This window comes from Diaphorobacter oryzae DSM 22780, assembly GCF_059568935.1.
In genome coordinates this window covers 566,343-588,974 of sequence record NZ_JCANUL010000001.1, presented here as the reverse complement: position 1 = coordinate 588,974, position 22,632 = coordinate 566,343, and the positions used below count along the sequence as shown (strand labels likewise).

Below are 22,632 nucleotides of genomic sequence, written 5' to 3'. Positions count from 1 at the left end.
GTCGGCCGCCCCGGGCATGGGGCGACCATGCCCGCGGCGCGGAAACCTTAACCACGGTCAATGGGAGGCGTGCACCAGCACGGCGCCGGCGGTCTTGTGGCTGGCGGTGTCCACCAGGATCATGGAGCCGAGCGCGCGGGCCTGTGCAAAGGGTGCCGCCGGCAGGGGCTCCTGCAGCTGCAGCTCCACATGGCCGATGGCATTGGGTTCGAGCTGTGCGGCGTCTTCCTCGGCCAGGCTGTGGATGTTCAGGCGGTGCACCACGCGGCGCGCCTTGGCCTTGACCCAGCGGTGGCCGTGCAGCGCCCAGTACACGCGGCCGGCGACCAGGGGTTCGTCGTCCATCCAGGCCACGGTGGCCGTCAGCTCGCGCCGGGCGGGCCAGGGGCTGGGCGGCGCGGGGGCGTCGAAGTCGTCCGCGGCCGCACCGGCCGAGGCGTCGGGCGCCGGGGGCGCGGCCAGGATCCAGTCGCCGCGCGATACGTCCACCTCGCGGTCGAGCACGATGCCGGCGCTGGTGCCGGCGGGCACGTCGCCGGGGCGGCGCGCGTGGTCCAGCACCTGGGCCACGGTGGCGGTCTGGCCGCTGGGGAACAGCTGCACCTCGGCCCCGGGCACGGCGTGGCCGGCGGCCACGCGGCCCCAGAACACGCGGCGGCCCTGGGTGGTGTCGCTGGACGCGGAGAACTTCTCCACCCATTGCACCGGAAAGGCCAGCGGCAGATGCGTGTCGGCCGGGGTGTGGGGCAGCTGTTCCAGCAGCTGCAGCAGGCTGGGGCCCTGGTAGCCGGCCCAGCCGGGTTCGGCATCGACCACGTTGTAGCCCTTGAGGGCCGACACCGGCACCGTGGCGCGCACGGCGATGCCGGCGGCCTGGGCGAATGCGGCCAGCCGGTCGCGGATATGGGCGAAGGCCAGCGCCGGGTCGGCCACGGCGTCGAGCTTGTTCACGGCGAACACCAGCGATGGCACGCGCAGCAGGTTGACCAGCAGGCTGTGGCGGCGCGTCTGTGGCAGCAGTTGCAGATCCGGGTTCTGCCAGTCGAGCTTGGTGGCGTCCACCAGCACCACGGCGGCGTCGGCGCTGGAGGCGGCCGTGACCATGTTGCGCGTGTACTGCTCGTGGCCCGGCGCGTCGCCGATGATGAACTTGCGGCTCTCGGTGGCGAAGTAGCGGTAGGCCACGTCGATGGTGATGCCCTGCTCGCGCTCGGCGCTGAGGCCGTCGGTCAGCAGGGCCAGGTCGGTCTCGCCCTGGCGCTGCACGCCGGCCAGGTGGTCCTGCAGCACGGCCTTGCTGTCCACCAGCAGGCGGCCGATCAGCGTGCTCTTGCCGTCGTCCACGCTGCCGCAGGTAATGAAGCGCAGCGCGGGTGCATGGTCATTTTGGGCTGCAGCGCCCTGCTCATCAGCGCTTCCAGCTATGAATTCAGTAGTGCTCATCAGAAATACCCGTCCTTCTTGCGCTTTTCCATCGAGGCGTCGCTGGTCTTGTCGTCCATGCGCGTGGCGCCGCGTTCGCTGACCTCGGCGGCCAGGGTTTCGATCACGATGTCGGCCGCCGTGGCGGCTCGGCTTTCCACGGGGCAGGTGCAGGTGATGTCGCCCACGGTGCGAAAGCGCACGTCGCGCACCACGATCTGCTCGCCGTCCTTCGGCGGCGTGAGCGGCGTCACCGGCACCAGCAGGCCGCGGCGCTCCACCACCTCGCGCGGGTGGGTGTAGTAGATCGAAGGGAGTTGGATCTGCTCGCGGTCGATGTATTGCCACACGTCGAGTTCGGTCCAGTTGCTGATGGGGAACACGCGGAAATGCTCGCCGCTGCCTAAGCGCGTGTTGAACAGCGTCCACAGCTCGGGGCGCTGGGCCTTGGGCTGCCACTGGCCGAAGCTGTCGCGGTGGGAAAAGATGCGCTCCTTGGCGCGTGCCTTTTCCTCGTCGCGGCGCGCGCCGCCGATCAGCGCGTCGAAGCGGAACTCCTCGATGGCCTCCAGCAGCGTCACCGACTGGTGGGCGTTGCGGCTCTCGCCCGCATGGGCCAGGCGCACCGTGCCACGGGCCATGGAGTCCTCGACGCTGCGCACGATGAGTTCGGCGCCCAGTTCCTGCGCACGGAAGTCGCGGAAATCGGTCACTTCGGGGAAGTTGTGGCCCGTGTCGATCATCAGGAGCGGGTAGGGCAGGCGGCCGCGGCCGAAGGCCTTCTCTGCGCAGCGCAGCATGACCAGCGAGTCCTTGCCGCCGGAGAACAGCAGCGCGGGGCGCTCGAAGGCGGCGGCCACTTCGCGCAGGATGAAGATGGTTTCTTCCTCCAGCGCATCCAGATGGCGGTTGCTGAGGGGGCTCAGCACGGTGGTGTCCACACGGGCATTCATTCGGCTCTCCAGTCAAACAGGGCTCTGGCGCTTGTCCATCAAGCGCTGGCAGCTATCATTTTTATCAATGAACCAGGTGCAGGCCGCACTCGCGCTGGTCTTCGCCCTTGGTCGGGTCCACGTAGTCGAAGTTGTTGGGCAGGCCATGCTGCTCGCAGTACTGGTACAGATCCTTGGAGGTCCAGTGCAGCAGCGGCGCGACCTTGATGAGGCCGTCGGGGTTGATGCTCACGGGCTCCATCTGGGCGCGCACGGCGCTGTCGGTGGCGCGCAGCGCCGTGAACCAGACCTGGGGCGCGGTCTCGCGCAGCGCGCGGGCAAAGGGCTCGAGCTTCAGCTCTTCGGTGAAGGCCGCGTGGCGCAGGTCGCCGACCGCCGGCACCGGGCCGTCCACCGCCTCGCGGTGCGCGCGCGAGCGCAGCGGCAGGTAGATGCGCAGGTTGAGCCCGAGCTGCCGGGTCACCGCGTCGGCGAACTGGTAGGTGGCCTCGGTGTTGTAGCCGTTGTCCATCCAGATGACGGGCACGTCGGGCTGCACGCGCGTGACCAGGTGCAGGATCACCGCCTCGAACGGGCGGAAATTGGTGGTGACGATGGAGCGCCGGCCCAGGGCCAGCGCCCAGTTCACCAGGGCGGGGGCATCGCGGCCGTGCGTGGCGTTGACGCGGGCGAGTTCCGCGGCGCTGACGGTGCTCATGCGGCCTCCCGGGAGAACAGCGGGCGCGGCTGCTGCGCGTCGCCCTGGTAGAAGGCCTGGTAGCGCGCGAACTGGCGCTCGGCGGCCTCGGGGTTCTGGCCCACGGCCAGCACGGCGCTGGTGAAGCCGCTGCGCTGCATCTGCACCAGCTGGTCGATCAGCACGTCGCCCGTGGCGCGGATGTCGCCCGCGAAGCCGTAGCGGCGGCGCAGCAGCACGGCCTGGCTGAAGGCGCGGCCGTCGGTGAACTTGGGGAAGTCCAGCTCGACGCGGTCCACGCCCTGCAGCGCGCCGCCGGCGGCGATGTCGGCCAGTTCGGCGTCGTTGGCGATTTGCAGCACTTTTTCGGCTTCAGGGGCCGTGGATACTGCGTTGCTAGCAATGATTTTCATAGCAGTCCAATCGGGTAGGGGCGTGCTTACTCGGCCAGGGCCTCGGCCAGCCGGGGGTGGCGTGCGCCGTTGGCGGCGGCCTTGAATGGGTCGTGGCCCACGCGGCGCAGGGTGTCGATGAAGAACTCGCCGCTCTTGCGCTCGGCGCGGTAGGTGGCCAGCACGGCCTCGATCACGTCGGGCACCTCGGCGGCCGAGAATGCGGGGCCTACCACCTTGCCGGCGATCGCCGGGCCGGACAGGCCGGAGCCGTCGGAGCCGCCCAGCGTGATCTGGTACCACTCCTTGCCGTCCTTGTCCACGCCCAGGATGCCGATGTGGCCGCTGTGGTGGTGGCCGCAGGAGTTGATGCAGCCGCTCATGTGCAGGTCGATGGGGCCGAGGTCGAACACCTCGTCCAGGTCCTGGTAGCGCTCGGTGATGGCGGCGGCGATGGGCAGCGAGCGGGCGTTGGCCAGCGCGCAGAAGTCGCCGCCGGGGCAGGCGATCATGTCGGTCAGCAGGCCGATGTTGGGCTGCGCCAGGCCCAGCTTGCGGGCGGCCTCGTACAGCGCGGGCAGGTCGGACTCGAACACCCAGGGCAGCATCAGGTTCTGGTCGTGCGTCAGGCGCGCCTCGGCCGCGCTGAACTGCTCGGCCAGCTGGGCCAGCGCGTCGATGGTGTCGGCGTCGGCATCGCCGGGCGCGAAGCCGACGCGCTTGAACGACAGCGTCACGGCGCGCATGCCCGGCAGGCGGTGGCCGTGCACGTTTTGCTGCAGCCAGCGCTGGTAAAGCTGGCCCTGCGGGTTGACCTTGGAGGGCAGGTTGGCGGGCTTCAGTTCGGGCACCACGAAGTGGGCGGTGACACGGTCGAGCTCGGCCCGGGTGATGGTGTGCGGTGCGCCGTCCTGCTGCACGATGGCCTGGTACTCGGCCTCCACGGCGTCGATGAACTTCTGGCCCTCGGCCTTCACCAGGATCTTGATGCGCGCCTTCCACTTGTTGTCGCGGCGGCCGTAGCCGTTGTAGACGCGCACCACGGCCTCGATGTAGTTGAGCAGCTGGTCCCAGGGCAGGAACTCGCGCACCACGGTGCCGATCACGGGCGTGCGGCCCATGCCGCCGCCGACCTTGACCGTGAAACCGATCTCGCCCGCGGCATTGCGCTGCGCCTGCAGGCCGATGTCGTACCAGCCGGTGGCGGCGCGGTCTTCCTCGGAGCCGTTGAAGGCGATCTTGAACTTGCGCGGCAGGAAGGCGAACTCGGGGTGCAGCGTGCTCCACTGGCGCAGGATTTCGGCGAAGGGGCGCGTGTCGGCGATGCCGTCCTCGGCGATGCCTTCATAGGCCTCGCTGGTGATGTTGCGGATGGTGTTGCCGCTGGTCTGGATGCCGTGCATGTGCACGCTGGCCAGCAGGTCCATCACGTCGGCCGCCCGGGTGATGGGGATCCAGTTGAACTGCACGTTGGTGCGCGTGGTGAAGTGGCCGTAGCCGTACTGCAGCGGCGCTGCCTCCAGCGTCAGGCCCGGCTGCGCGGCCTGGAGCTGGTCCTGCGTGGACTGGGCATGCTGCAGCAGTTCGGGGCTGGGGCGGTCGTACTCGCGGGCGATGTGGGCCAGCATGCGCAGCTGCTCGCTGCTGATCTCGCCATAGGGAACGGCGATGCGGGCCATGGGCGCGTAGCGCTGGATGTACCAGCCGTTTTGCAGGCGCAGCGGCAGCAGCTGCTCGTCGGTCAGTTCGCCACGCTGCCAGCGTTCGAGCTGGTCGCGGAACTGCTGGGCACGCAGATGGACGAATTGGCGGTCGAATTCTGTGTATTGGTACATGGTGGGGCCCGTCAGGCGGTTCTACGCGGTGCGCCGCCGGGCCTTGCAGGCCCCACGGCAGCGGGGATGGGCGCCACTGTAAAAGTCCGTCTTATAAAAACAAACTATTCTTTAATGCTTCATATATTCCGTAATTTATATATGAAGCGTGTCCTACAGCCGCTCGGTGCTCAGCGCGCGCGCCAGCCGCGCGTCCAGGGGCAGCGGCTCCGCGTGCAGGCGGGCGGCCACCAGTTCGCCGCACAGCAGGGACAGCGTCAGCCCGCGCGCGCCCATGGCCGTGCAGACCCACAGGCCGGGCAGGCGCTCCGCATCCACCGGCCCGGCGATGGGCAGGCGGTCGGGCGAGGCGCAGCGCACGGCCGCCCAGGTGCGGATGGCGCCCTGGGGCTGGGCCGGGGCGCCGGCAAACGCGGCGGCCAGGGCCTCGGCCAGCTGGGGCAGCAGGGCTTGCAGCTTGGCCTGGTTGGCGTGCAGGCCCGCCTGCTGCTCCGCCGGGCTGGGGGGCAAGGCGGTCTGGTCGCGCTCGAAGGTGGAGCCTAGCACCCAGCCCAGGCCGCCCTGTAGCGGCACCCGCGGCACCAGGTTGCCATGCCCGTTGAGCGGCTGCGGCGGCCATGGCGCGTTCGCAGGGGCCTGGTCGTGCAACCCCCAGGCGATTTGCCCGCGCAGGGCCTGCAGGGCCCAGGGCGCCTGCGCGAGCGGCATGCTGTGCGGCCCCGCGCAGACGACGACGAGCGGCGCCTGCGCCAGCACGGCACCGGCGCCATCCAGGGCCTGCCAGCCGGCCTGCGTGCCTTCGGTGCGGCGCAGCCGTGCCACTTCGGCCCCGCCCTGCCAGTGGATGCCCGGCTGGTCGAGCAGATGCCGGATGAGCTGCGGCGGCCGTACCCAGCCGCCGCGCGCATGCCAGCAGGCCGTGGCGTCGGCGGGCAGGCCGTTGGCGGCCAGTTGCTGCGGCGTGGCCGGCTGGCTCCAGTCCAGGCCGGGGCCATCAACCCAGGCCAGGCCGGTGCTGCCGTCCACGCGGTGCTCCAGCGTGCCGCAGTCGCTCCAGTCGGCATCGCGGGTGCTGGCGGGCAGTTGGGCCAGGGCCTGCAGCGTGGTGCGCACGCCGGCACGCGACAGGCGTGAGAGCACGCTGTCATCCGGCGACACATGCGAGGCGAATACGCCCGCGGCCAGGCCCGAGGCGCCGGCGGCGGGGGCGTCGGCCCGGTCCAGCACATGCACCTGCCAGCCGCGCCGCGCCAGGCTGGCGGCCACGGCGGCGCCGGCCAGCCCGGCGCCGATCACCAGGCAGCGGCCGGGTGCCGCCACGCCCACGCCGGGCAGTACCGGGTGGCCGGGGCGCGGCTCCCAGCGGGGGTGGAAGCGGGCCCGCAGGCTGCCGTCGTGCGTTTCGTGTACCTCGAAGCCGCATTGCGCCAGGCCCTCGCGCAGGGCGCGTGCCATGCCCAGGCTGGCCAGCCCTGTGCCACGGCGGCAGCAGCGCGCCACGGCCTTGAGGGTATGGGGGGGCCATGTCTCAGGCGGGTGGGCGGTGCCGCCGCCATTCAGGTACACGGAGTCGGCCACGGGCTGCTGTTGGCGCAGCATGGACTGCGTATCGCCGATGTACAGCGTGAGCAGCACGCGGCCGCCCTCGAACGCCAGGCGGTGCACGCCCGGCAGCAGGCCCCAGAGCTGCGCCTGGAGCTGCCTTGCCAGCGCGTGCAGCGCGGGATCGGCCGCGGTGCCGTGAAACATATCGTTGGCAGGGACGGGCGGGGCCGCGCAGGCGACGAAGTGCAGCCGCTGCGGGCGCGCCGGGTCGGCCCGCCAGGCCGCCCAGGTGAGCAGGAAGTTCAGCCCCCGGCCGAAGCCGGTTTCCAGGATGCGCCATTGCGCCTGGCCTGCCCAGGCGGCCGGCAGCCCGCAGCCCGCCAGGAACACCCGGCGGGCCTGTTCATCGGGGCTTGGGCCTGAGGAGCGGGAAGGGTGGGGTGTGCCGTCGGCACAACCGTCGGTAGGTTCAGGCATGGTGTCGGTGGGGCGGCGTCACTCCCAGCGTTGCTGGTAGGAGAACACGGGCAGGCGCCACTGGAAGCGTATGGCCAGCAGCCGCAGTGTCAAGCCGCCGGCGAAGCACACGAGGGTGCTGACGTTGGAGCCGACCTCCAGCGTGCGCAGGCCCAGGAACAGCAGGCACACGGCCAGCGAGACGCTGGCATACAGCTCGCGCCGAAACACCACCGGCACCTGGTTGCACAGCACGTCGCGCAGGATGCCGCCGCTGATGCCGGTGAGCATGCCCGACATCACAACCACCATGGGCGGGTAGCCCAGCTCCAGCGCCACGTTGCAGCCGATCAGCGAGAAGGCGATCAGACCCATGGCATCCAGCAGCAGGAACACCTGCTTGAGGTGGTGCATGTAGCGCGCCACCAGCGTGGTCAGCAGGCCGGCCGAGATCACGAGGTAGACGTATTCGGGGTGCTGCGTCCAGCCTATGGGGTAGTGGCCCAGCACCATGTCGCGGATGGTGCCGCCGCCCAGCGCGGTGACGAAGGCGATCACGGCCACGCCGAAGATGTCCATGTTGCGCCGGCCCGCGGCCAGGGCGCCGGACATGGCCTCGGCCGTGATGGCCACGAGATAGATCACCAGCATGGTGGTGAACTGGGACAGTTGGAACGATTCCAGTAGCGAAACCGATGGAAGCATGGAAAACCCTGATGGAAACCTGCCTGTGCCGCGATGGCGGGGCGACTCTTGCCCGCCATCGCGCACAAGGGCGCTTGGTGTGGCGGATGGTAGCCGCAGCAGCGGCACCGCCCCCGCCACGGTCACGCGGCGGGGGCGGTTGCAGAGGGGTGGGGAGGTGTGGGTGTCCGGCGGCAGCCAGCCGCCTGTCAAGGCCGTGGCATGCGCTCGGTCGCGCCAGGCCTTGGGGCGCTCAGCGCCCGGCGGAATTACGCGCTGGGCGGGACGTAGCCGGCTGCAGCGTCCGCGCCGCCGCCGAAGAAGTGGTTTTCCATCTGGCGGGCCAGGTACTGGCGCGCGCGCGCGTCGGCCAGGTTCAGGCGGTTCTCATTGACCAGCATGGTCTGGTGCTTGAGCCAGTCGGCCCAGGCCTGCTTGCTCACGCTCTCGAAAATGCGCTTGCCCAGCTCACCGGGGTAGGGCGGGAAATCGAGGCCTTCGGCTTCCTTGCCGAGCTTGATGCAGTGGACGGTGCGTGCCATGGGGAGACGTTCCTTGGATTGATTTCAGATGTTTGAGAAATAAAGAACTGAAATCTTATTGGTTTAAGTTCTGACGAGTGGCTTTCAGAATGCGCTGCATCGGTGGTCTGCGCCGAACAACCCTGTAACGAAAGCCCGTCATGAAAAATCGCCGCCACTTTATCAAGTTTCCTCTGGCCGCCGCCTTGAGCGCGGTCATGTCCCTGGCGGCCGTGCCGTCGTTCGCGCAGCCGGTGCAGTTTCTGAATGTTTCCTACGACCCGACCCGGGAGCTGTACGCCGAATACAACCAGGCCTTTGCCAAGCACTGGAAGGCCAAGACGGGGCAGGACGTGCAGTTCAAGCAGTCGCACGGCGGCTCGGGCAAGCAGGCGCGGTCCATCATCGACGGCATCGACGCCGATGTGGCCACGCTGGCCCTGGGCGGTGACGTGGACGCGCTGGCTAAGCACGGCCTGCTGGCCGCCGACTGGCAAAAGCGCCTGCCGCACAACGCGGCGCCCTATACCTCCACCATCGTGTTTCTGGTGAAGAAGGGCAACCCCAAGGGCCTGAAGGACTGGGACGATCTGGCCAAGTCCGGCGTGCAGGTGATCACGCCCAACCCCAAGACCAGCGGCGGCGCGCGCTGGAACTACCTGGCCGCCTGGGAGTTCGCCAAGCGCAAGTACGGCGGTGACGCCCAGGCCAAGGATTTCGTGTCCAAGCTGTACAAGAACGTGCCGGTGCTGGACGCGGGCGCACGCGGCTCGACCATCACCTTCGTGCAGCGCGGCGTGGGCGACGTGCTGCTGGCCTGGGAGAACGAGGCCTTCCTGGTGCTCAAGGAGTTTGGCAAGGACAAGTTCGAGATCGTCGTGCCGTCGCTGTCCATCCTGGCCGAGCCCACGGTGGCCGTGGTGGACAAGGTGGTGAACAAGAAGGGCAGCCGGGCGCTGGCCGAGGAATACCTCAAGCACCTGTACTCGGACGAGGGGCAGGAGATTGCGGGCAAGAACTACTACCGCCCCACCAGCGAAAAGGCGCGGGCCAAGTTCGGCGCGCAGTTCCCCAAGCTCACGCTCGTGACCATCGACCAGGCGTTCGGCGGCTGGGCCAAGGCGGACAAGGACCACTTTGCCGACGGCGCGAGCTTTGACCAGATCTACACCAAACACTGATGCTGTGTGCGCGGCGGAATATGCATGAAAAGTGCCAATTGCGCTTATCCATAAAGCGCATGAAGCTATAAAAAAATAGCATAATGTGCCGTGCCGCCACTCCTTTGAAGAGACCCCATGCCTGATACCCCCGCCCATCGCCCCGTGTTCACCACGCCCCCCGTCTACTGGCAGCACCTGCGCGTGCTGCGCACCACGGCATCCGCCTGGGGACTGGCCCGCCCGTGGCCCCTGGCGATCGCGTACTGAACGACTGCCAGCGCCGCACGCCGGGCCACGGCTGCTGCACCTCGCATGCCCCACCGCAATTTCGAAGGAACAACCATGTCCATTCAAGCCATCAACGTGCGCAACCAGTTCAAGGGCAAGGTGCGCGAGATCATCCGCGGCGATGCCTTCTCCGAGGTCGACGTCGAGACGCCCTGGGGCATCGTCACCTCGGTCATCACCACCCGCTCGGTGGACGACCTGGGCCTGGCCATCGGCTCCGACGTGGTGGCGCTGCTCAAGTCCACGGAGGTGTCCATCGCCAAGCTGTGACATCCTCTTGTGCGGGCATGGGGGCACGCCCCATGCCCGGCTGGAAGGGCTCGTCAAATCACGCATTCGCCTCGAACGGCATGGCGATGTGCGCACCCATTTTCCTTTCTGCTTTCAAAATTGATAGCATCTTGCGCTTGCCAGGAAGGCGATAGCGCCTGATTCTTCTTTGATCCGACGGCCTGTGGCCGGCAGCTTCCTTGCGGCGGCGGCAAGCCCCGCCAAGGCCCGCCCGTATAATTTGACCACCATGCCGAGATGGTTGATTGCGGTCTTTACCCTCCACTTCCTGCTGAGCGTTGGTGTTTCCGCCTTTGGCAAGACGCCTGAGGTGGGGCTCCCGCAGCAGATGGGTACGCCCGCCGTACAGAGCGTTTTCGTGCATGAGGGCTTCGTGGACACCAAGGCGGAGCCAGCGCCTGCGGCGCAGAAGACCTCCGTCGATGCGCATGGGCATGGCCTCGCGGATGCCCATCAGGATCTGCCGGACGACCAGAGCATCCGCCGCGTTCTCGCCAGCCCGAGGCACACGCTGTTTCATTGCCCCGCCCAGACGGCCGTCGCGCACCCGTCGCCTGCGCTGAAAAAGCAACCCAAGCCCCCACGGGCGGGCGACATGCTGCTCGCCTGAGCCGTCCAGGGTGCCGGCGCACCCGGCTGACGTCTCACCACCCCTTACGGGGCCGCTCAGGCCCACGCGGCAGCCACCTTATCTGCCGCCCCCGCGCATCCGCGCAAGCCAGTACGGCACAGAATTTTTCATCAGGAATCCACCATGCGTTTGACCACCCGGGGCAAGCTCGCTGTCACGGCCATCACGGACCTGGCCCTGCACTCGCACGGCCAGCCCGTGGCCCTCCCCACCATCAGTGCCCGGCAGGGCATCTCCTTGTCTTATCTGGAAGAGATCTTCAGCGCGCTGCGCCGCGCGGGCCTCGTCAACAGCATCCGCGGTCCTGGCGGCGGTTACACGCTGACGCGCCAGCCGACGGATCTGTCGGTTGCCGACATCGTCACGGCCTCCGAGAAGTACATGGCGCGCACCGAAGACAAGGCTTCTCCTGCCCTCGCCAGCCAACTCTCGGGCGAAATGACGGCGGAGCTGTGGGCCAACTTCCACTCGCGCGTCATGGAGTACCTGCAGTCCATCACCGTCGCTGACCTGCTTGCCCAGCAGCACAGCAGCGCCGGCCATGCCCACAGGCCTGCGGTCGTGGCGCCTCCGGTCTCCGCACGGTCGGGTGGCGCCGTGAAGACGCAGCTGCCTGCCAAGAATGTGCCGAATTCGGTCTTCGCATTGGGGCTGTCCAGCCTGGCGACGCCCAAAGCCTGAATTCTCAGCTTCCGCCTGAGGGCTCAAGCCCCTTGGGCATGGGCGTTCTCAGGCTCAGCCGGCATGGGCCTGCAGGCGGGCGTACAGCCCGCCGCGGGCCATCAGCTCGGCATGCGAGCCCTGCTCGGCGATCCGTCCGCGCTCCATGACGACGACGCGGTCGGCGTGTTCGATGGTGGACAGCCGGTGCGCGATCACCAGCGTGGTGCGCCCGCGCATCAGGCGCTGCAGGGCCTCTTGCACCAGACGCTCGGATTCCGTGTCGAGCGCCGATGTGGCCTCGTCCAGGATGAGGATGGGAGCATCCTTGTACAGCGCCCGCGCGATGGCCAGGCGCTGGCGCTGGCCGCCCGAGAGCTGGGTGGCGTTGTGGCCCACCACCGTGTGCATGCCCAGGGGCAGGGCGGCCACGTGGTCGGCGAGGTTGGCTGCGGCCAGGCATTGCTGCACGCGCTGCTCATCCATGTCCGCACCCAGCGCCACGTTGGCGGCGATGCTGTCGTTGAACATCACCACGTCCTGGCTGACCATGGCGAACTGCGCGCGCAGGGAGGGAAGGGCCCATTGCTCGGCGGGTACGCCGTCAAGCAGCACCTGGCCACTGCTGGGCGCGATGAAGCGCGGCAGTAGGTTGACCAGCGTGGTCTTGCCGGCGCCCGAGGGGCCGACGAGCGCCACGACCTCGCCGGGGCGGATGTCGAGGTTCAGGCCGCTCAGTGCGGGGGCATGCTCGGCGTTGAAGGACACCGACACATCGCGCAGGGCAATGGCTCCTTGCGCGCGCGCCACGGCATGCGTGCCGCCGGATTCCACCTGGGTGTCGTTCAACAGCGCCAGGCCGCGCTCCAGGGCCGCCACCCCGCGCGTGATGGGGTTGGCGATGTCGGCCAGCCGGCGGATGGGGGCGATGAGCATCAGCATGGCGGCAATGAACGAGGCAAAGCCGCCCACCGTCACTTCCTTGGCGCCGTTGCCATGGCTTTGCCACAGCGCGATGCAGATCACGGACGAGAGCGCCCCTGCGGCCAGCAACTGCGTGGTGGGCGTCATGGCGGCGGAGGCGATCGTGGACTTGATGGCCAGGCGGCGCAGCCGCTGGCTGAGTTCATTGAACCGGCCGGCCTGCTCGGCCTGCGCGCCGTGCAGGCGCACCATGCGGTGGGCCAGCACGTTTTCCTCGACCACGTAGGCCAGGTCGTCGGTGGCCTGCTGGCTGCTCTTGGTGATCTTGTACAGGCGCCGCGAGAGCGTCTTCATGACCCAGGCAACGCCGGGTACCAGCACGGCCACGATGAGCGTGAGCTGCCAGTTCAGGTAGATCAGATAGCCCAGCAGGGCCACCAGCGTGAAGCCGTCGCGCGACAGACCCAGCAGCGCCTGCACCAGCGACGTGAAGCCGGTCTGCACCTCATACACCACGGTGTTCGAGAGCGCGCTTGCCGATTGGCGATGGAACAGGCCCATCTCGGTGGCCAGCAGCCGGTCGAAGAGTGCGGTGCGCAGCCGCAGCATGCCCTCGTTGGCGATGCGGGTCAGTGCGTACTGGCTGGTGAACTGGGCCAGCCCGCGCACGAGGAACACGCCGATGATCGCCACGGGAACCATCCACAGATCCAGCGATCCTTCCGTAAAGCCCTGGTCGAGCAGTGGTTTGAGCAGTGCGGGAATCAAGGGCTCGGTGGTTGCCGCCACCAAGGTGGCCAACAGTGCCATGGTCCATGCCAGACGCTGGTAGCCAAAGTACGCATGCAGGCGCCGCAAGCGCTTCAGCAGAGGGAGAGGCTGCGCCGCATCCGGCAAGGAAGCCTTCGTCGCGCTATGATTCGAGTCTTGCATGAGGGGCGGATTCTACGTTTCGGCTATTGCAGGGCAGCACAGTTTGTCACATGGTTCGCTACGCTATGTGTAACATGCGAGGCTCTGTTTTCCGGCATTTGACGGTTATTCGATGGTTGCCAATGACTATTGACCGCACCCCACTTCACTATTCTTCTCTCGCGGCCCTGCCGCAACTCTCGCGACGCCATGCCGTCGCAGCCCTGGCTTCCGGCTCCGCATTGCCCGCCCTCGCGCAGTTCCGCGTCGAGATCACCGGCGTGGGACTGACGCAGTTGCCCATTGCCATTGCGCCATTCCGGGGCGAGGCGCAATCCCCGCAAAAAATCTCTGCCATCGTGCAGGCGGATCTGGAGCGCAGCGGCCGCTTCATCGGTGTGGATGCCTCGGGCACCGCGCTGGATGAGTCTTCACGCCCCGACGTCACCCTGTGGCGTCAGCGCAAGGCCGATGCGCTCACGTCCGGCAGCGTCACGCGTCTGGCCGATGGCCGCTTCGATGTGCGCTTTCGCCTGTGGGATGTGGTCAAGGCCCAGGACATGGGCGGGCAGAGTTTCGTGGTCACACAGGCCGATCTGCGCCTGGTGGCCCACCGCATCGCCGACTTCATCTACGAAAAGCTCACGGGCGAGCGTGGCATCTTTTCGACGCGCATCGCCTACGTGACCAAGGCGGGAACGCGCTACAGCCTGTGGGTGGCCGACGCGGATGGCGAGAATGCCCAGTCCGCGCTGTCGAGCTCCGAGCCCATCATCTCACCGGCCTGGTCGCCCACCGGCACGCAGTTGGCCTATGTGTCGTTCGAGTCGCGCAAGCCTGTGGTCTATGTGCACGACGTGGCTTCTGGTCGTCGCCGGCTGATCGCCAACTTCCGTGGCTCCAACAGTGCGCCGGCGTGGTCGCCCGATGGCCGTACCCTGGCCGTGACGCTGAGCCGCGATGGCGGCTCGCAGCTGTACACCATTGATGCCAACGGCGGTGAGCCGCGGCGTCTGATGCAGAGCAGCGGCATTGACACCGAACCGGTGTTTTCCGGCGATGGCCGCAGCATCTACTTCGTGAGCGATCGCGGCGGTTCGCCGCAGGTGTACCGCGTGGCGGCCACGGGGGGCAGCGCCGAGCGCGTCACGTTCAATGGTTCCTACAACATTTCGCCGAGCATCAGCCCTGACGGTCAATGGTTGGCCTACATCTCCCGTGTGGGGGGGGGCTACAAGCTGCACGTGATGGATCTGAGGTCGGGTTCCGTGACGGCGGTGACGGACACCTCTGCCGACGAGAACCCCAGCTTTGCACCCAACAGCCGACTCATTGTCTACGCCACCCAGCAGCAGGGCCGCGAGGCTCTCATGACGACCACGCTGGACGGCAAGATCAAGGCCCGCCTGGCAGGGCAGGGTGGAGACATCCGGGAGCCCGACTGGGGCCCATTCCAAAAACAGTGACTTTTCATTTTTTCGAACAACAGCTCTTCAGGAGAATTCAGATGATCCGTTTCCCATTCAAGCGCGTGTCCATTGCGCTGACCGTTGCGGCCCTCATGGCCGGTTGCAGCTCTGGCGTGAAGCTTGACGATGTGCCCGTCGAAGACAAGGGCGCGACTTCCACCGTGCCTTCGGGCGCCAATTCCGGTGGTGCGGGCCAAAGTGGCGTGGCTCCGGTGGACCTGAGCCAGTCGGGCCGCGATGCCGCTGGCCCCGTAGGTGTGGCACGCATCGTTTATTTCGACTTTGATAGTTTTATCGTCAAGCCGGAATTCCAGTCGCTGCTGGAGGCCCATGCCCGCTACCTGAAGGCATCTTCGGCACGCAAGCTGATGATCGAAGGCCACACCGACGAACGCGGAGGCCGTGAGTACAACTTGGCGCTGGGCCAGAAGCGCGCCGAAGCGGTGCGTCGCTCCCTGACGTTGCTGGGTGTCCAGGACGCGCAGATGGAAGCCGTGAGTTTTGGCAAGGAAAAGCCTGCCGCTCAAGGCTTCTCCGAGGACGCGCACGCGCAGAACCGCCGCGCTGAACTCGCATACCGTTGATGGTTGTGCGCATGTCTTTTCCTCCTCGTTCGCGTGCCCTGGCGGCAGCGGTGTTTTCGCTGGCGGCGGCGTGGGCCGCTCCGAGCTACGCACTGTTTGAAGATGGCGAGGCGCGCCGCGCCATTCTTGAACTGCGTCAGCGCGTGGATGCCCTGCAGCAGGCCAATCAGCGTGCGGGAGAGCGTTCGGGTGACGATGTCTCGCAGCTGCGGCGCAGTCTGCTGGATCTGCAGACACAGATCGAGGCATTGCGCACGGAGCAGGCCACCCTGCGGGGACAGAACGAGCAACTGCTGCGGGATGTCGCAGAACTGCAGCGCCGGCAAAAGGATATTGCGCAGGGCATGGACGAGCGCCTGCGTCAGTTTGAACCGGTGGCGGTGAATGTGGACGGGCGGGAGTTCCGTGCGGACCCGGCGGAGAAGCGCGACTTTGAAGCCGCTTTGGCGGTTTTCCGTGCGGGCAAGTTCGCCGACGCCGTCCCGGCTTTCGGCAGCTTTGTGCGTCAGTATCCCCAGTCGGGCTATGTGCCGTCGGCACGCTTCTGGCTGGGCAATGCGCAGTACGCGACGCGTGACTTCAAGGAGGCTGTCAACAATTTCAAGGCACTGTTGGCTGCTGCGCCAGATCATGCACGTGCACCTGAGGCAGCCTTGTCGATTGCGAACTGCCAGATTGAGCTGAAAGACACGCGCGCAGCCCGCAAAACCCTGGAGGATCTGCTGCGTGTCTATCCACAGTCCGAGGCTGCTGCAGCCGCCAAGGAACGTCTGGCGCGCCTGAAGTGAGCGCCGCCGCTGTGGTGCCTGCGCATCAGCCGGCCGTTGATCTGGAGCGACGCTTTAGCGGCTTGGAACGGCTGTTTGGCGTGGAGGGGGCGGCACGCATCCGTGCGGCCCATGTCGCCATCGTTGGTATCGGCGGCGTTGGCTCATGGGCCGCAGAGGCATTGGCGCGCAGTGGCGTAGGGCGTTTGACGCTGATCGATTTGGACCATGTGGCCGAGTCGAACATCAATCGCCAGATTCATGCCTTGTCCACTACGCTGGGCCAGGCCAAGGTTCTCGCGATGGCCGAGCGCATTGCACTCATCAACCCGGAGTGCAAGGTCGAGTGCATAGAGGAATTCGTGGAGCCGTTGAACTGGCCAGCCATTTTGCCGCTCTCGGTAAGCGCTGTGATTGACGCCTGTGACCAGGTCAAAGCCAAGGCCGCTATGGCCGCCTGGGCGCTTAAAACGCGTCAGCCCTTCATCAGCGTAGGGGCCGCCGGCGGCAAGAAGCTCGCGCACAAGGTGGACGTGGACGATCTGGCTCACACCACACACGATCCTTTGCTGGCGCAACTGCGCTATCGCCTCCGAAAGGAGCATGGTGCAGCGCGCGATGGCAAGCGCATGGGTGTCGCTTGTGTTTTCAGCCGAGAAGCCGTCGCCCCGCCGCACGCTTCTTGCGACGCATTGGGCGGCGATGGCTCATTGAACTGTCATGGCTATGGTTCCTCCGTGGCCGTGACGGCTACATTCGGGCAATGCGCAGCAGGCTGGATGTTGGACAGTCTGGCATCGCAGGTGAAGGCAGGTAAATAGCGCTATAATCTAATGCTTTGCAGACTCTGGGACGTTAGCTCAGTTGGTAGAGCAGCGGACTTTTAATCCGTTGGTCACAAGTTCGAATCTTGTACGTCCTACCAATCTATACAAGATAAGCGCGCTATCGAAAAGGTAGCGCGCTTTTTTCTTTCTGATTCAGTACGCGGGCGAATGTACGTGATCAGGGTGTGCAGCCGGGCATGCTCATAGTTGTCGTATCCCGGACGATTGCATAGACCCCAAACGCTACCCGCTTTTCATGACCAGGTTCGGTCATGCAGTCATCACCGCAGCGGCAGGCAGCTTTCTGTTGGATGACGTCAACTTGTTCGCAACCCAAGTTGACATCCACAGTCTGCCTGCGTGATGGCTGCGCCGTCACGGGGCGGTTAAGGCTTGAAGTCCAGCCCCGTTTGCACAGCCTCTTTCATTCGACGATCGCGCTCTTCTCCGGAAACCGGTTTGCTGTTTCGATCTTCAATGGTGGCATCTGACTCGGTGAAAGCAGGGACTGTGCTGCGCTGAACGGTGCCTTTCGGCGTGTAAGACGGTTGGGCAGCGAGATAGACGGCCAGGAGGACGACGGTCGCCAGCAACACCCAGAGGCGGCGCAGCTTGAAGCTCAGTACCGCCCCCGCAAGCGCAAGCAGCCAGGGCAAGATGTTGAGTAGTAGGATCACTTCAACTTCACCATTGGAGTCATGTCGCCAAGTGTGGTTGTCGGCAGTTTGCCGTCCCACTTGTCGATCCAGGCGCGCTGGTTCTCCAGCTTACGCAACTCCAGAACCCGGCTGTCCACAGACTGCGCCAGCACTGTCTGTGCAATGGCCTCAGTCTCGGCCTTTTCCTTCTCAATGGCGCGGTTGAGGCGGGCCTCCTGAAGCTCGCGTTCAAGCTGTGCCTTGCTGATGGCCAGTTGGGCTTCTTCCTTCTGGATCGCCTCGCGTCTTTCAGCGGCGGATTCCTGCGCGTCCGTGATGATCTTGGGATACTTGAAATTGGTGATACCCACGTAGCGCACGGAGAACGGCGTACGTGCTTCAATCACCTTGCCAAGCTGCATGCGCAGATCGGCGTTGATCTTCTCGTTGCTGGAGGCGATTTCGCTGATGCTGAACTTGCTGAGGTATTCGCGCACTTCCGCCTGGATGATCTGGCTGGCATAGGTGCGGTACACCTGTTCGTTCCCGATGACTGTCTCATCTTTGCCGGAACTCGTCGGACTGATCGTGTTGAAAAGCTCCGAGGTTTTGGCTGCATTGATGCTCAGTGTGGCGCGCACGGCTACCTCCAGGTTCAGCTTGTCCTCAGGGATAAAGATGGACAGGACTTCCTGGTATGCCTTGTCCGAAACATCCAACAGCACCAAGCGGTCGCAGTAGGCCCAGCAAGGACTCAAGCGGAACTTGGATGTGGGTATCAGGGCTTCCTGGTATCCATCCTTGGTCATGATCTTGCCGACGTGTGCAGGCGGGACTTCAACCCGCTGTCCGCACGCTGCAAGCAAGAGGGCGACCGCTGCGGCCGTTAGGATGTTTCCCAGTCTGATGATGGATCGCATATTTACCGCCTCCTTTGCGGCATATGTGTTGAAATCCAAGCATTCTCGTCAGAAAGCGCGGGGTCAAGACATGTAGGTGCACACGGCGATAGCACTGCATCTAGATGAGGCCGGAAACACCGATTTTCTTGCCTTTCATTCACATGGGCCAAAATGGCATCAGGCATGGCTAAATGATCTGATTGTTCTGGGACAAGATGGCAATACACGGCAAGACTGCGGCGGAAATCTTTGACTGCGTGCGAGCCCTGGCACATACTCGGCAGCTGCTTCCGGGTGAGTTGCTTCCTCCCGTGCGCGACCTGGCTGCCGAACTCGGTATCAGCCGAAACACGGTTGCTGCGGCCTACAAGCGGCTTGCCGTCACGGGGATTACGGTGACACAAGGACGGCTGGGGACGATTATTCGCGACCAGCACGGGCATGGGGAACAGGAAGGTGCTGAGCACGGTACACCGCTGACAGACCTGGCTAGCGGCAACCCAAACGTTGCATGGCTACCAGATCTGAACGCTGTCTTGAAGGCTGGGCACTACCAGCCGAGGCTCTATGGGGAGCCGACCGTTAACGCAGGGCTGGGAGAGTATCTCCACCAGTGGGTCGAGCCCGACTGCCCTGCGGATTTCGAAATTGATCTGACCCACGGCGCAGTGGACGCCATTGAACGGTTGCTGACCTCGTATTTGGTCACCGGGGACAAGGTGGCGGTGGAGAATCCCTGCTTTCTGAGCAGCATCAATACACTGCGCATACTCGGGCTGCAGCCTATCGGGGTGTCCGTCGATTCAGAAGGCATGCGTGTGGATGAGTTGGACGCCGCACTTGCCAAGGGCGCACGTGTCGTCATCTTGACGCCGCGAGCACACAACCCGACTGGTTGCAACCTCAGTGAACGGCGCGCGCGGGCATTGTCGCGGCTGCTGGCCAAGCATCCCAATGTGTTGTTGATTGTGGACGACCACTTTGCTCTGCTATCGAGCGCTGCGTACCACAACGTGATTCCACGCAACGCAGTTCGTTGGGCCTTGGTGAGGTCCTTTACCAAGGCATTGGGGCCGGATGTGCGCGTTGCCGCCGTAGCGAGCGATGCCGCCACGTCCAGACAGTTGCGCTTGCGTCTGGCGTCCGGTACGAACTGGGTGAGTCATCTTTTGCAAGATGTCGTGGAGGCTGTCGTTACACATCCCGACACTGCAAAGCTGATGGCCCGAGCGCGGTCTGACTATGCTCTGCGCCGTCGTGCTTTGGAACAAGCCTTGAACAGCCAAGGCGTCGTGTTCATGCCCCATGGGGATGGGCTCAACCTCTGGGTTCCTCTACAGACTGACGACCAGGCGGTCGCGCTGTCTCTGGCGCGCTCCGGCTGGCTTGTTCGGCATGGGGGCAGTCTCTCTGCCCAAGACCCCGTGCGGGGTCTAAGAATCACGATTTCCAGCATCGAACAGACTCAGTGCGATCAGCTTGCACGAGACATCAAACGCTGCCTGGGTTAGGCACTACTCCCTCGTTCTTCTGCCGTCACTGCAGAACGGGTCCAGTGAGGCCACCGCAAGGCTGTCTTTGATGGAGGCGCGGGTTGGAATCGAACCAACCTGAATGGATTTGCAATCCATTGCATGGCCACTTTGCTACCGCGCCTTTTGTCATGTGACAAGGTGAATTATGATCTGGTTCAAATGATTGGGCAAGCATTTTTCGTTTGCCTTGGTCATCGACATGCTGCGGTGCCCACCAGCCGCAGCGACTTGGGACGTGTTTCAAGGCAGAACCACTCATGCAGCTCCACTTTCCGATCGTCATCATTGATGAGGATTTCCGCTCGGAGAACACATCAGGCCTGGGCATTCGTGCGCTAGCACAGGCGATCAAGTCCGAAGGGTTTGATGCGTTGGGTGTCACCAGCTATCACGATCTCAGCCAGTTCGCCCAGCAGCAGAGCCGGGCCAGCGCCTTCATCCTGTCGATTGACGATGAAGAATTCACCAGCGATGTAGAGACCGCTCCGGCGCTGCAAAGCATCCGAGCGTTCATCGGTGAGGTGCGGCGGCGCAATACGGATGTGCCCATTTACGTCTATGGGGAGACGAAGACGGCTCGGCACATGCCCAATGACATCCTGCGCGAACTCCATGGTGTCATTCACATGTTCGAGGACACCCCTGAGTTTGTGGCGCGCCATCTCATCCGAGAGGCCAGAAGCTATCTTGGCCGCATCAAGCCCCCGTTCCTGAAGGCGTTGCTCGACTATGCCGAGGATGGCTCCTACTCGTGGCATTGCCCGGGGCATTCGGGCGGTGTTGCCTTTCTCAAAAGCCCGGTAGGCCAGGTCTTTCACCAGTTCTTTGGCGAGAACATGCTGCGCGCAGACGTCTGCAATGCCGTCGAAGAGCTGGGGCAACTGCTTGACCACAACGGAGCCATTGGCGCCAGCGAGCGCAATGCGGCACGTATCTTCAATGCCGACGACTGCTTTTTCGTGACCAACGGCACCAGTACCAGCAACAAGATCGTCTGGCAGCATGTGGTGGCGCCAGGCGATGTGGTGCTGGTGGACCGCAACTGCCACAAATCCATCCTGCACAGCATCGTCTTGACCGGGGCGATTCCGGTTTTTCTACAACCCACACGCAACCTTCTGGGCATCATCGGGCCGATCCCGCGTGAAGAGTTCTCTGTGGATGCGATCAAGGCCAAGATCCGTGCGCATCCGTTGTTGGCGGGCAGGGATCCCGATGCGGTTCGACCCAGAGTCATGGTGCTCACGCAGTCCACGTATGACGGCATCCTTTACGACACCGAGACCATCAAGTCAGCCTTCGATGGCTACGTAGAAGCGCTGCACTTTGACGAGGCCTGGATTCCGCACGCGGCCTTCCATCCCTTCTACGGCACCTTTCACGCCATGGGCAAGAAGCGCTTGCGTCCAACCGAGTCGCTGGTGTATTCGACGCAGTCGACCCACAAGCTCCTGGCGGGTCTCAGCCAGGCGAGCCATATCCTGGTGCAAAACTCGGCAACGCGTCGGCTCGACCGCCACCTGTTCAATGAGGCCTACCTCATGCACACCTCCACCTCGCCGCAGTACGCCATCATTGCCAGTTGCGATGTGGCTGCGGCCATGATGGAGCCGCCGGGAGGGCAGACCCTGGTGGAGGAGAGTCTCATCGAAGCGCTGGATTTCCGGCGCGCCATGCGCCAGGTGGGCGAGCAGTTCTCGGCGGATGATTGGTGGTTCAAGGTCTGGGGGCCCGATACGCTGGCGCAGGAAGGCATCGGGCATGCCGCCGACTGGATCATCTCGGGTGATGGGGAGCAGGCTTCATGGCATGGCTTCGGCCGGCTGGCGCAGGGCTTCAACATGCTTGATCCCATCAAGGCGACCATCATGACGCCTGGGCTGGGCATGGACGGCCAGTTCGGCCCTGTCGGCATCCCCGCCCCAGTCGTCACCAAATTCCTTGCCGAGCATGGCGTGATCATCGAGAAGACAGGCCTCTACAGCTTCTTCATCATGTTCACCATTGGCATTACCAAGGGGCGTTGGAACTCGTTGGTCACCGCATTGCAGCAATTCAAGGATGACTATGCGCGAAACGTGCCCATGTGGCGCATCCTGCCGAACTTCTGCAAGAAGTATCCCTGCTATGAGGAAATGGGTTTGGGTGACCTCTGCCGGCATGTGCATGCGGTTTATGCCCAGCACGATATCGCCAGATTGATGACCGACATGTACCTCACGCCAGCCGTGCCGGCAATGAAGCCGAGCGACGCCTACGCGCACATCGCAAATCACAGGACGGAGCGTGTGGAGATAGACCATCTGGAAGGCCGCGTCACCACGAACCTGATCACACCATATCCGCCAGGCATTCCGCTATTGATCCCCGGCGAGGTCTTCAACCGGAGCATCGTCGATTACCTGAAGTTTTCGCGTGAACTCAACCGATTGGCGCCCGGCTTCGGTACCGACATCCATGGCTTTGTGGAGTTGCCTGGCGAGGATGGCCAGCCGCGCTACTACGTGGACTGCGTTGCCTGATGCGATTCTTGTGTCGATAGCTGTAACCGGCCGTG

At 65.0% G+C, this 22,632-nt stretch carries 22 protein-coding genes and 2 tRNA genes; 12 read left to right on the top strand and 12 right to left on the bottom strand.

All coding sequences use genetic code 11. The annotated features are described in order from the left end of the window. Window positions 1-57: 57 nt before the first annotated feature. The 8 genes from BP68_RS02715 to BP68_RS02680 form a co-directional block, all read right to left on the bottom strand. On the bottom strand, window positions 58-1,443 hold the full coding sequence (locus tag BP68_RS02715) for a sulfate adenylyltransferase subunit 1 (protein ID WP_496368831.1): 1,386 nt from the start codon (window positions 1,441-1,443) through the stop codon (window positions 58-60). Further along, complete coding sequence (cysD, locus tag BP68_RS02710; RefSeq protein WP_496368829.1) at window positions 1,443-2,375, bottom strand: sulfate adenylyltransferase subunit CysD; 933 nt, start codon at window positions 2,373-2,375, stop codon at window positions 1,443-1,445. Before cysD ends, BP68_RS02715 begins: the two co-directional genes overlap by 1 nt. A gap of 64 nt (window positions 2,376-2,439) precedes the next feature. Continuing rightward, on the bottom strand, window positions 2,440-3,072 hold the full coding sequence (locus BP68_RS02705; RefSeq protein WP_496368827.1) for a phosphoadenosine phosphosulfate reductase domain-containing protein: 633 nt from the start codon (window positions 3,070-3,072) through the stop codon (window positions 2,440-2,442). Then, on the bottom strand, window positions 3,069-3,464 hold the full coding sequence (locus BP68_RS02700; RefSeq protein WP_496368825.1) for a DUF934 domain-containing protein: 396 nt from the start codon (window positions 3,462-3,464) through the stop codon (window positions 3,069-3,071). The genes BP68_RS02705 and BP68_RS02700 overlap by 4 nt, the downstream gene beginning before the upstream one ends. A gap of 26 nt (window positions 3,465-3,490) precedes the next feature. Beyond that, a complete protein-coding gene (locus BP68_RS02695) occupies window positions 3,491-5,278 on the bottom strand; it encodes a nitrite/sulfite reductase (RefSeq protein WP_496368823.1) in 1,788 nt (595 codons plus the stop codon). 153 nt (window positions 5,279-5,431) lie between these two features. Continuing rightward, window positions 5,432-7,300 (bottom strand): FAD-dependent 5-carboxymethylaminomethyl-2-thiouridine(34) oxidoreductase MnmC1, encoded by a 1,869-nt coding sequence (mnmC1, locus tag BP68_RS02690; protein WP_496368821.1) that lies wholly within the window; start codon window positions 7,298-7,300, stop codon window positions 5,432-5,434. An 18-nt stretch (window positions 7,301-7,318) separates the two neighbouring features. Continuing rightward, entirely contained in the window at window positions 7,319-7,984 is a 666-nt protein-coding gene (locus BP68_RS02685) for a trimeric intracellular cation channel family protein (RefSeq protein ID WP_496368819.1), read from the bottom strand. A 248-nt stretch (window positions 7,985-8,232) separates the two neighbouring features. Next, a complete protein-coding gene (locus tag BP68_RS02680; RefSeq protein ID WP_496368817.1) occupies window positions 8,233-8,505 on the bottom strand; it encodes an oxidative damage protection protein in 273 nt (90 codons plus the stop codon). Window positions 8,506-8,645: 140 nt separating this feature from the next. On the opposite strand from BP68_RS02680, the gene BP68_RS02675 reads away from it, so the two are divergent. From BP68_RS02675 to BP68_RS02655, 5 genes are all read left to right on the top strand, one after another. Next, entirely contained in the window at window positions 8,646-9,665 is a 1,020-nt protein-coding gene (locus tag BP68_RS02675) for a sulfate ABC transporter substrate-binding protein (RefSeq protein ID WP_496368815.1), read from the top strand. Between the two features lie 117 nt (window positions 9,666-9,782). Continuing rightward, window positions 9,783-9,914 (top strand): hypothetical protein, encoded by a 132-nt coding sequence (locus BP68_RS02670; RefSeq protein WP_496368813.1) that lies wholly within the window; start codon window positions 9,783-9,785, stop codon window positions 9,912-9,914. Between the two features lie 75 nt (window positions 9,915-9,989). After that, on the top strand, window positions 9,990-10,205 hold the full coding sequence (locus BP68_RS02665) for a TOBE domain-containing protein (protein WP_496368811.1): 216 nt from the start codon (window positions 9,990-9,992) through the stop codon (window positions 10,203-10,205). 184 nt (window positions 10,206-10,389) lie between these two features. After that, window positions 10,390-10,836, top strand: a complete 447-nt coding sequence (locus BP68_RS02660; RefSeq protein WP_496368809.1) for a hypothetical protein — start codon at window positions 10,390-10,392, stop codon at window positions 10,834-10,836. 144 nt (window positions 10,837-10,980) lie between these two features. Beyond that, a complete protein-coding gene (locus tag BP68_RS02655) occupies window positions 10,981-11,538 on the top strand; it encodes an Rrf2 family transcriptional regulator (protein ID WP_496368807.1) in 558 nt (185 codons plus the stop codon). 54 nt (window positions 11,539-11,592) lie between these two features. Here the strand turns inward: BP68_RS02655 and msbA are convergent, their stop codons facing one another. After that, window positions 11,593-13,374, bottom strand: coding sequence for a lipid A export permease/ATP-binding protein MsbA (msbA, locus tag BP68_RS02650; RefSeq protein WP_496368805.1), 1,782 nt, complete (start codon window positions 13,372-13,374; stop codon window positions 11,593-11,595). A 122-nt stretch (window positions 13,375-13,496) separates the two neighbouring features. Between msbA and tolB the strand changes: the two genes are divergently transcribed. The 5 genes from tolB (at window position 13,497) to BP68_RS02625 (ending at window position 17,098) form a co-directional block, all read left to right on the top strand. Beyond that, on the top strand, window positions 13,497-14,819 hold the full coding sequence (gene tolB / locus BP68_RS02645; protein WP_496368803.1) for a Tol-Pal system beta propeller repeat protein TolB: 1,323 nt from the start codon (window positions 13,497-13,499) through the stop codon (window positions 14,817-14,819). 41 nt (window positions 14,820-14,860) lie between these two features. Then, window positions 14,861-15,406 (top strand): peptidoglycan-associated lipoprotein Pal, encoded by a 546-nt coding sequence (gene pal, locus BP68_RS02640; RefSeq protein WP_496368801.1) that lies wholly within the window; start codon window positions 14,861-14,863, stop codon window positions 15,404-15,406. Next, window positions 15,406-16,194 (top strand): tol-pal system protein YbgF, encoded by a 789-nt coding sequence (gene ybgF, locus BP68_RS02635; RefSeq protein ID WP_496368799.1) that lies wholly within the window; start codon window positions 15,406-15,408, stop codon window positions 16,192-16,194. The genes pal and ybgF overlap by 1 nt, the downstream gene beginning before the upstream one ends. Beyond that, on the top strand, window positions 16,191-16,994 hold the full coding sequence (locus tag BP68_RS02630) for a tRNA threonylcarbamoyladenosine dehydratase (RefSeq protein WP_496368797.1): 804 nt from the start codon (window positions 16,191-16,193) through the stop codon (window positions 16,992-16,994). Before ybgF ends, BP68_RS02630 begins: the two co-directional genes overlap by 4 nt. Window positions 16,995-17,022: 28 nt before the next feature. Further along, window positions 17,023-17,098, top strand: a tRNA-Lys gene (locus BP68_RS02625). A gap of 288 nt (window positions 17,099-17,386) precedes the next feature. On the opposite strand, the gene BP68_RS02620 is transcribed toward BP68_RS02625, so the two are convergent. Together BP68_RS02620 and BP68_RS02615 are read right to left on the bottom strand one after the other, a co-directional pair. Continuing rightward, window positions 17,387-17,656, bottom strand: coding sequence for a hypothetical protein (locus BP68_RS02620; protein WP_496368795.1), 270 nt, complete (start codon window positions 17,654-17,656; stop codon window positions 17,387-17,389). 17 nt (window positions 17,657-17,673) lie between these two features. Then, window positions 17,674-18,558 carry an SPFH domain-containing protein gene (locus BP68_RS02615; RefSeq protein ID WP_496368793.1) on the bottom strand — a complete coding sequence of 295 codons (885 nt, stop codon included), beginning with the start codon at window positions 18,556-18,558 and terminating at the stop codon, window positions 17,674-17,676. A gap of 197 nt (window positions 18,559-18,755) precedes the next feature. Between BP68_RS02615 and ptsJ the strand changes: the two genes are divergently transcribed. Beyond that, the gene (gene ptsJ, locus BP68_RS02610; RefSeq protein WP_496369062.1) at window positions 18,756-20,051 is read left to right on the top strand and encodes a MocR-like B6 salvage transcription factor PtsJ; all 1,296 of its coding nucleotides are present in this window, start codon (window positions 18,756-18,758) and stop codon (window positions 20,049-20,051) included. Window positions 20,052-20,122: 71 nt separating this feature from the next. On the opposite strand, the gene BP68_RS02605 is transcribed toward ptsJ, so the two are convergent. Next, window positions 20,123-20,196, bottom strand: a tRNA-Cys gene (locus BP68_RS02605). 136 nt (window positions 20,197-20,332) lie between these two features. Between BP68_RS02605 and BP68_RS02600 the strand changes: the two genes are divergently transcribed. Then, window positions 20,333-22,597: an Orn/Lys/Arg family decarboxylase gene (locus tag BP68_RS02600; protein ID WP_496368791.1), complete on the top strand. Its 2,265-nt coding sequence runs from the start codon at window positions 20,333-20,335 to the stop codon at window positions 22,595-22,597. The last annotated feature ends 35 nt before the right edge of the window (window positions 22,598-22,632 follow it).

Excerpts from the sequence above, each read along its gene's own strand:
- BP68_RS02655 (WP_496368807.1), top strand. The coding sequence starts at position 10,981 with ATGCGTTTGACCACCCGGGGCAAGCTCGCTGTCACGGCCATCACGGAC.
- pal (WP_496368801.1), top strand. The coding sequence starts at position 14,861 with ATGATCCGTTTCCCATTCAAGCGCGTGTCCATTGCGCTGACCGTTGCG.
- msbA (WP_496368805.1), bottom strand. The coding sequence starts at position 13,374 with ATGCAAGACTCGAATCATAGCGCGACGAAGGCTTCCTTGCCGGATGCG.
- BP68_RS02685 (WP_496368819.1), bottom strand. The coding sequence starts at position 7,984 with ATGCTTCCATCGGTTTCGCTACTGGAATCGTTCCAACTGTCCCAGTTC.
- BP68_RS02705 (WP_496368827.1), bottom strand. The coding sequence starts at position 3,072 with ATGAGCACCGTCAGCGCCGCGGAACTCGCCCGCGTCAACGCCACGCAC.
- BP68_RS02715 (WP_496368831.1), bottom strand. The coding sequence starts at position 1,443 with ATGAGCACTACTGAATTCATAGCTGGAAGCGCTGATGAGCAGGGCGCT.
- cysD (WP_496368829.1), bottom strand. The coding sequence starts at position 2,375 with ATGAATGCCCGTGTGGACACCACCGTGCTGAGCCCCCTCAGCAACCGC.
- ybgF (WP_496368799.1), top strand. The coding sequence starts at position 15,406 with ATGGTTGTGCGCATGTCTTTTCCTCCTCGTTCGCGTGCCCTGGCGGCA.
- mnmC1 (WP_496368821.1), bottom strand. The coding sequence starts at position 7,300 with ATGCCTGAACCTACCGACGGTTGTGCCGACGGCACACCCCACCCTTCC.
- BP68_RS02615 (WP_496368793.1), bottom strand. The coding sequence starts at position 18,558 with ATGCGATCCATCATCAGACTGGGAAACATCCTAACGGCCGCAGCGGTC.
- BP68_RS02670 (WP_496368813.1), top strand. The coding sequence starts at position 9,783 with ATGCCTGATACCCCCGCCCATCGCCCCGTGTTCACCACGCCCCCCGTC.
- BP68_RS02600 (WP_496368791.1), top strand. The coding sequence starts at position 20,333 with ATGCAGCTCCACTTTCCGATCGTCATCATTGATGAGGATTTCCGCTCG.
- tolB (WP_496368803.1), top strand. The coding sequence starts at position 13,497 with ATGACTATTGACCGCACCCCACTTCACTATTCTTCTCTCGCGGCCCTG.
- BP68_RS02680 (WP_496368817.1), bottom strand. The coding sequence starts at position 8,505 with ATGGCACGCACCGTCCACTGCATCAAGCTCGGCAAGGAAGCCGAAGGC.
- BP68_RS02700 (WP_496368825.1), bottom strand. The coding sequence starts at position 3,464 with ATGAAAATCATTGCTAGCAACGCAGTATCCACGGCCCCTGAAGCCGAA.
- BP68_RS02675 (WP_496368815.1), top strand. The coding sequence starts at position 8,646 with ATGAAAAATCGCCGCCACTTTATCAAGTTTCCTCTGGCCGCCGCCTTG.
- BP68_RS02665 (WP_496368811.1), top strand. The coding sequence starts at position 9,990 with ATGTCCATTCAAGCCATCAACGTGCGCAACCAGTTCAAGGGCAAGGTG.
- ptsJ (WP_496369062.1), top strand. The coding sequence starts at position 18,756 with ATGGCAATACACGGCAAGACTGCGGCGGAAATCTTTGACTGCGTGCGA.
- BP68_RS02695 (WP_496368823.1), bottom strand. The coding sequence starts at position 5,278 with ATGTACCAATACACAGAATTCGACCGCCAATTCGTCCATCTGCGTGCC.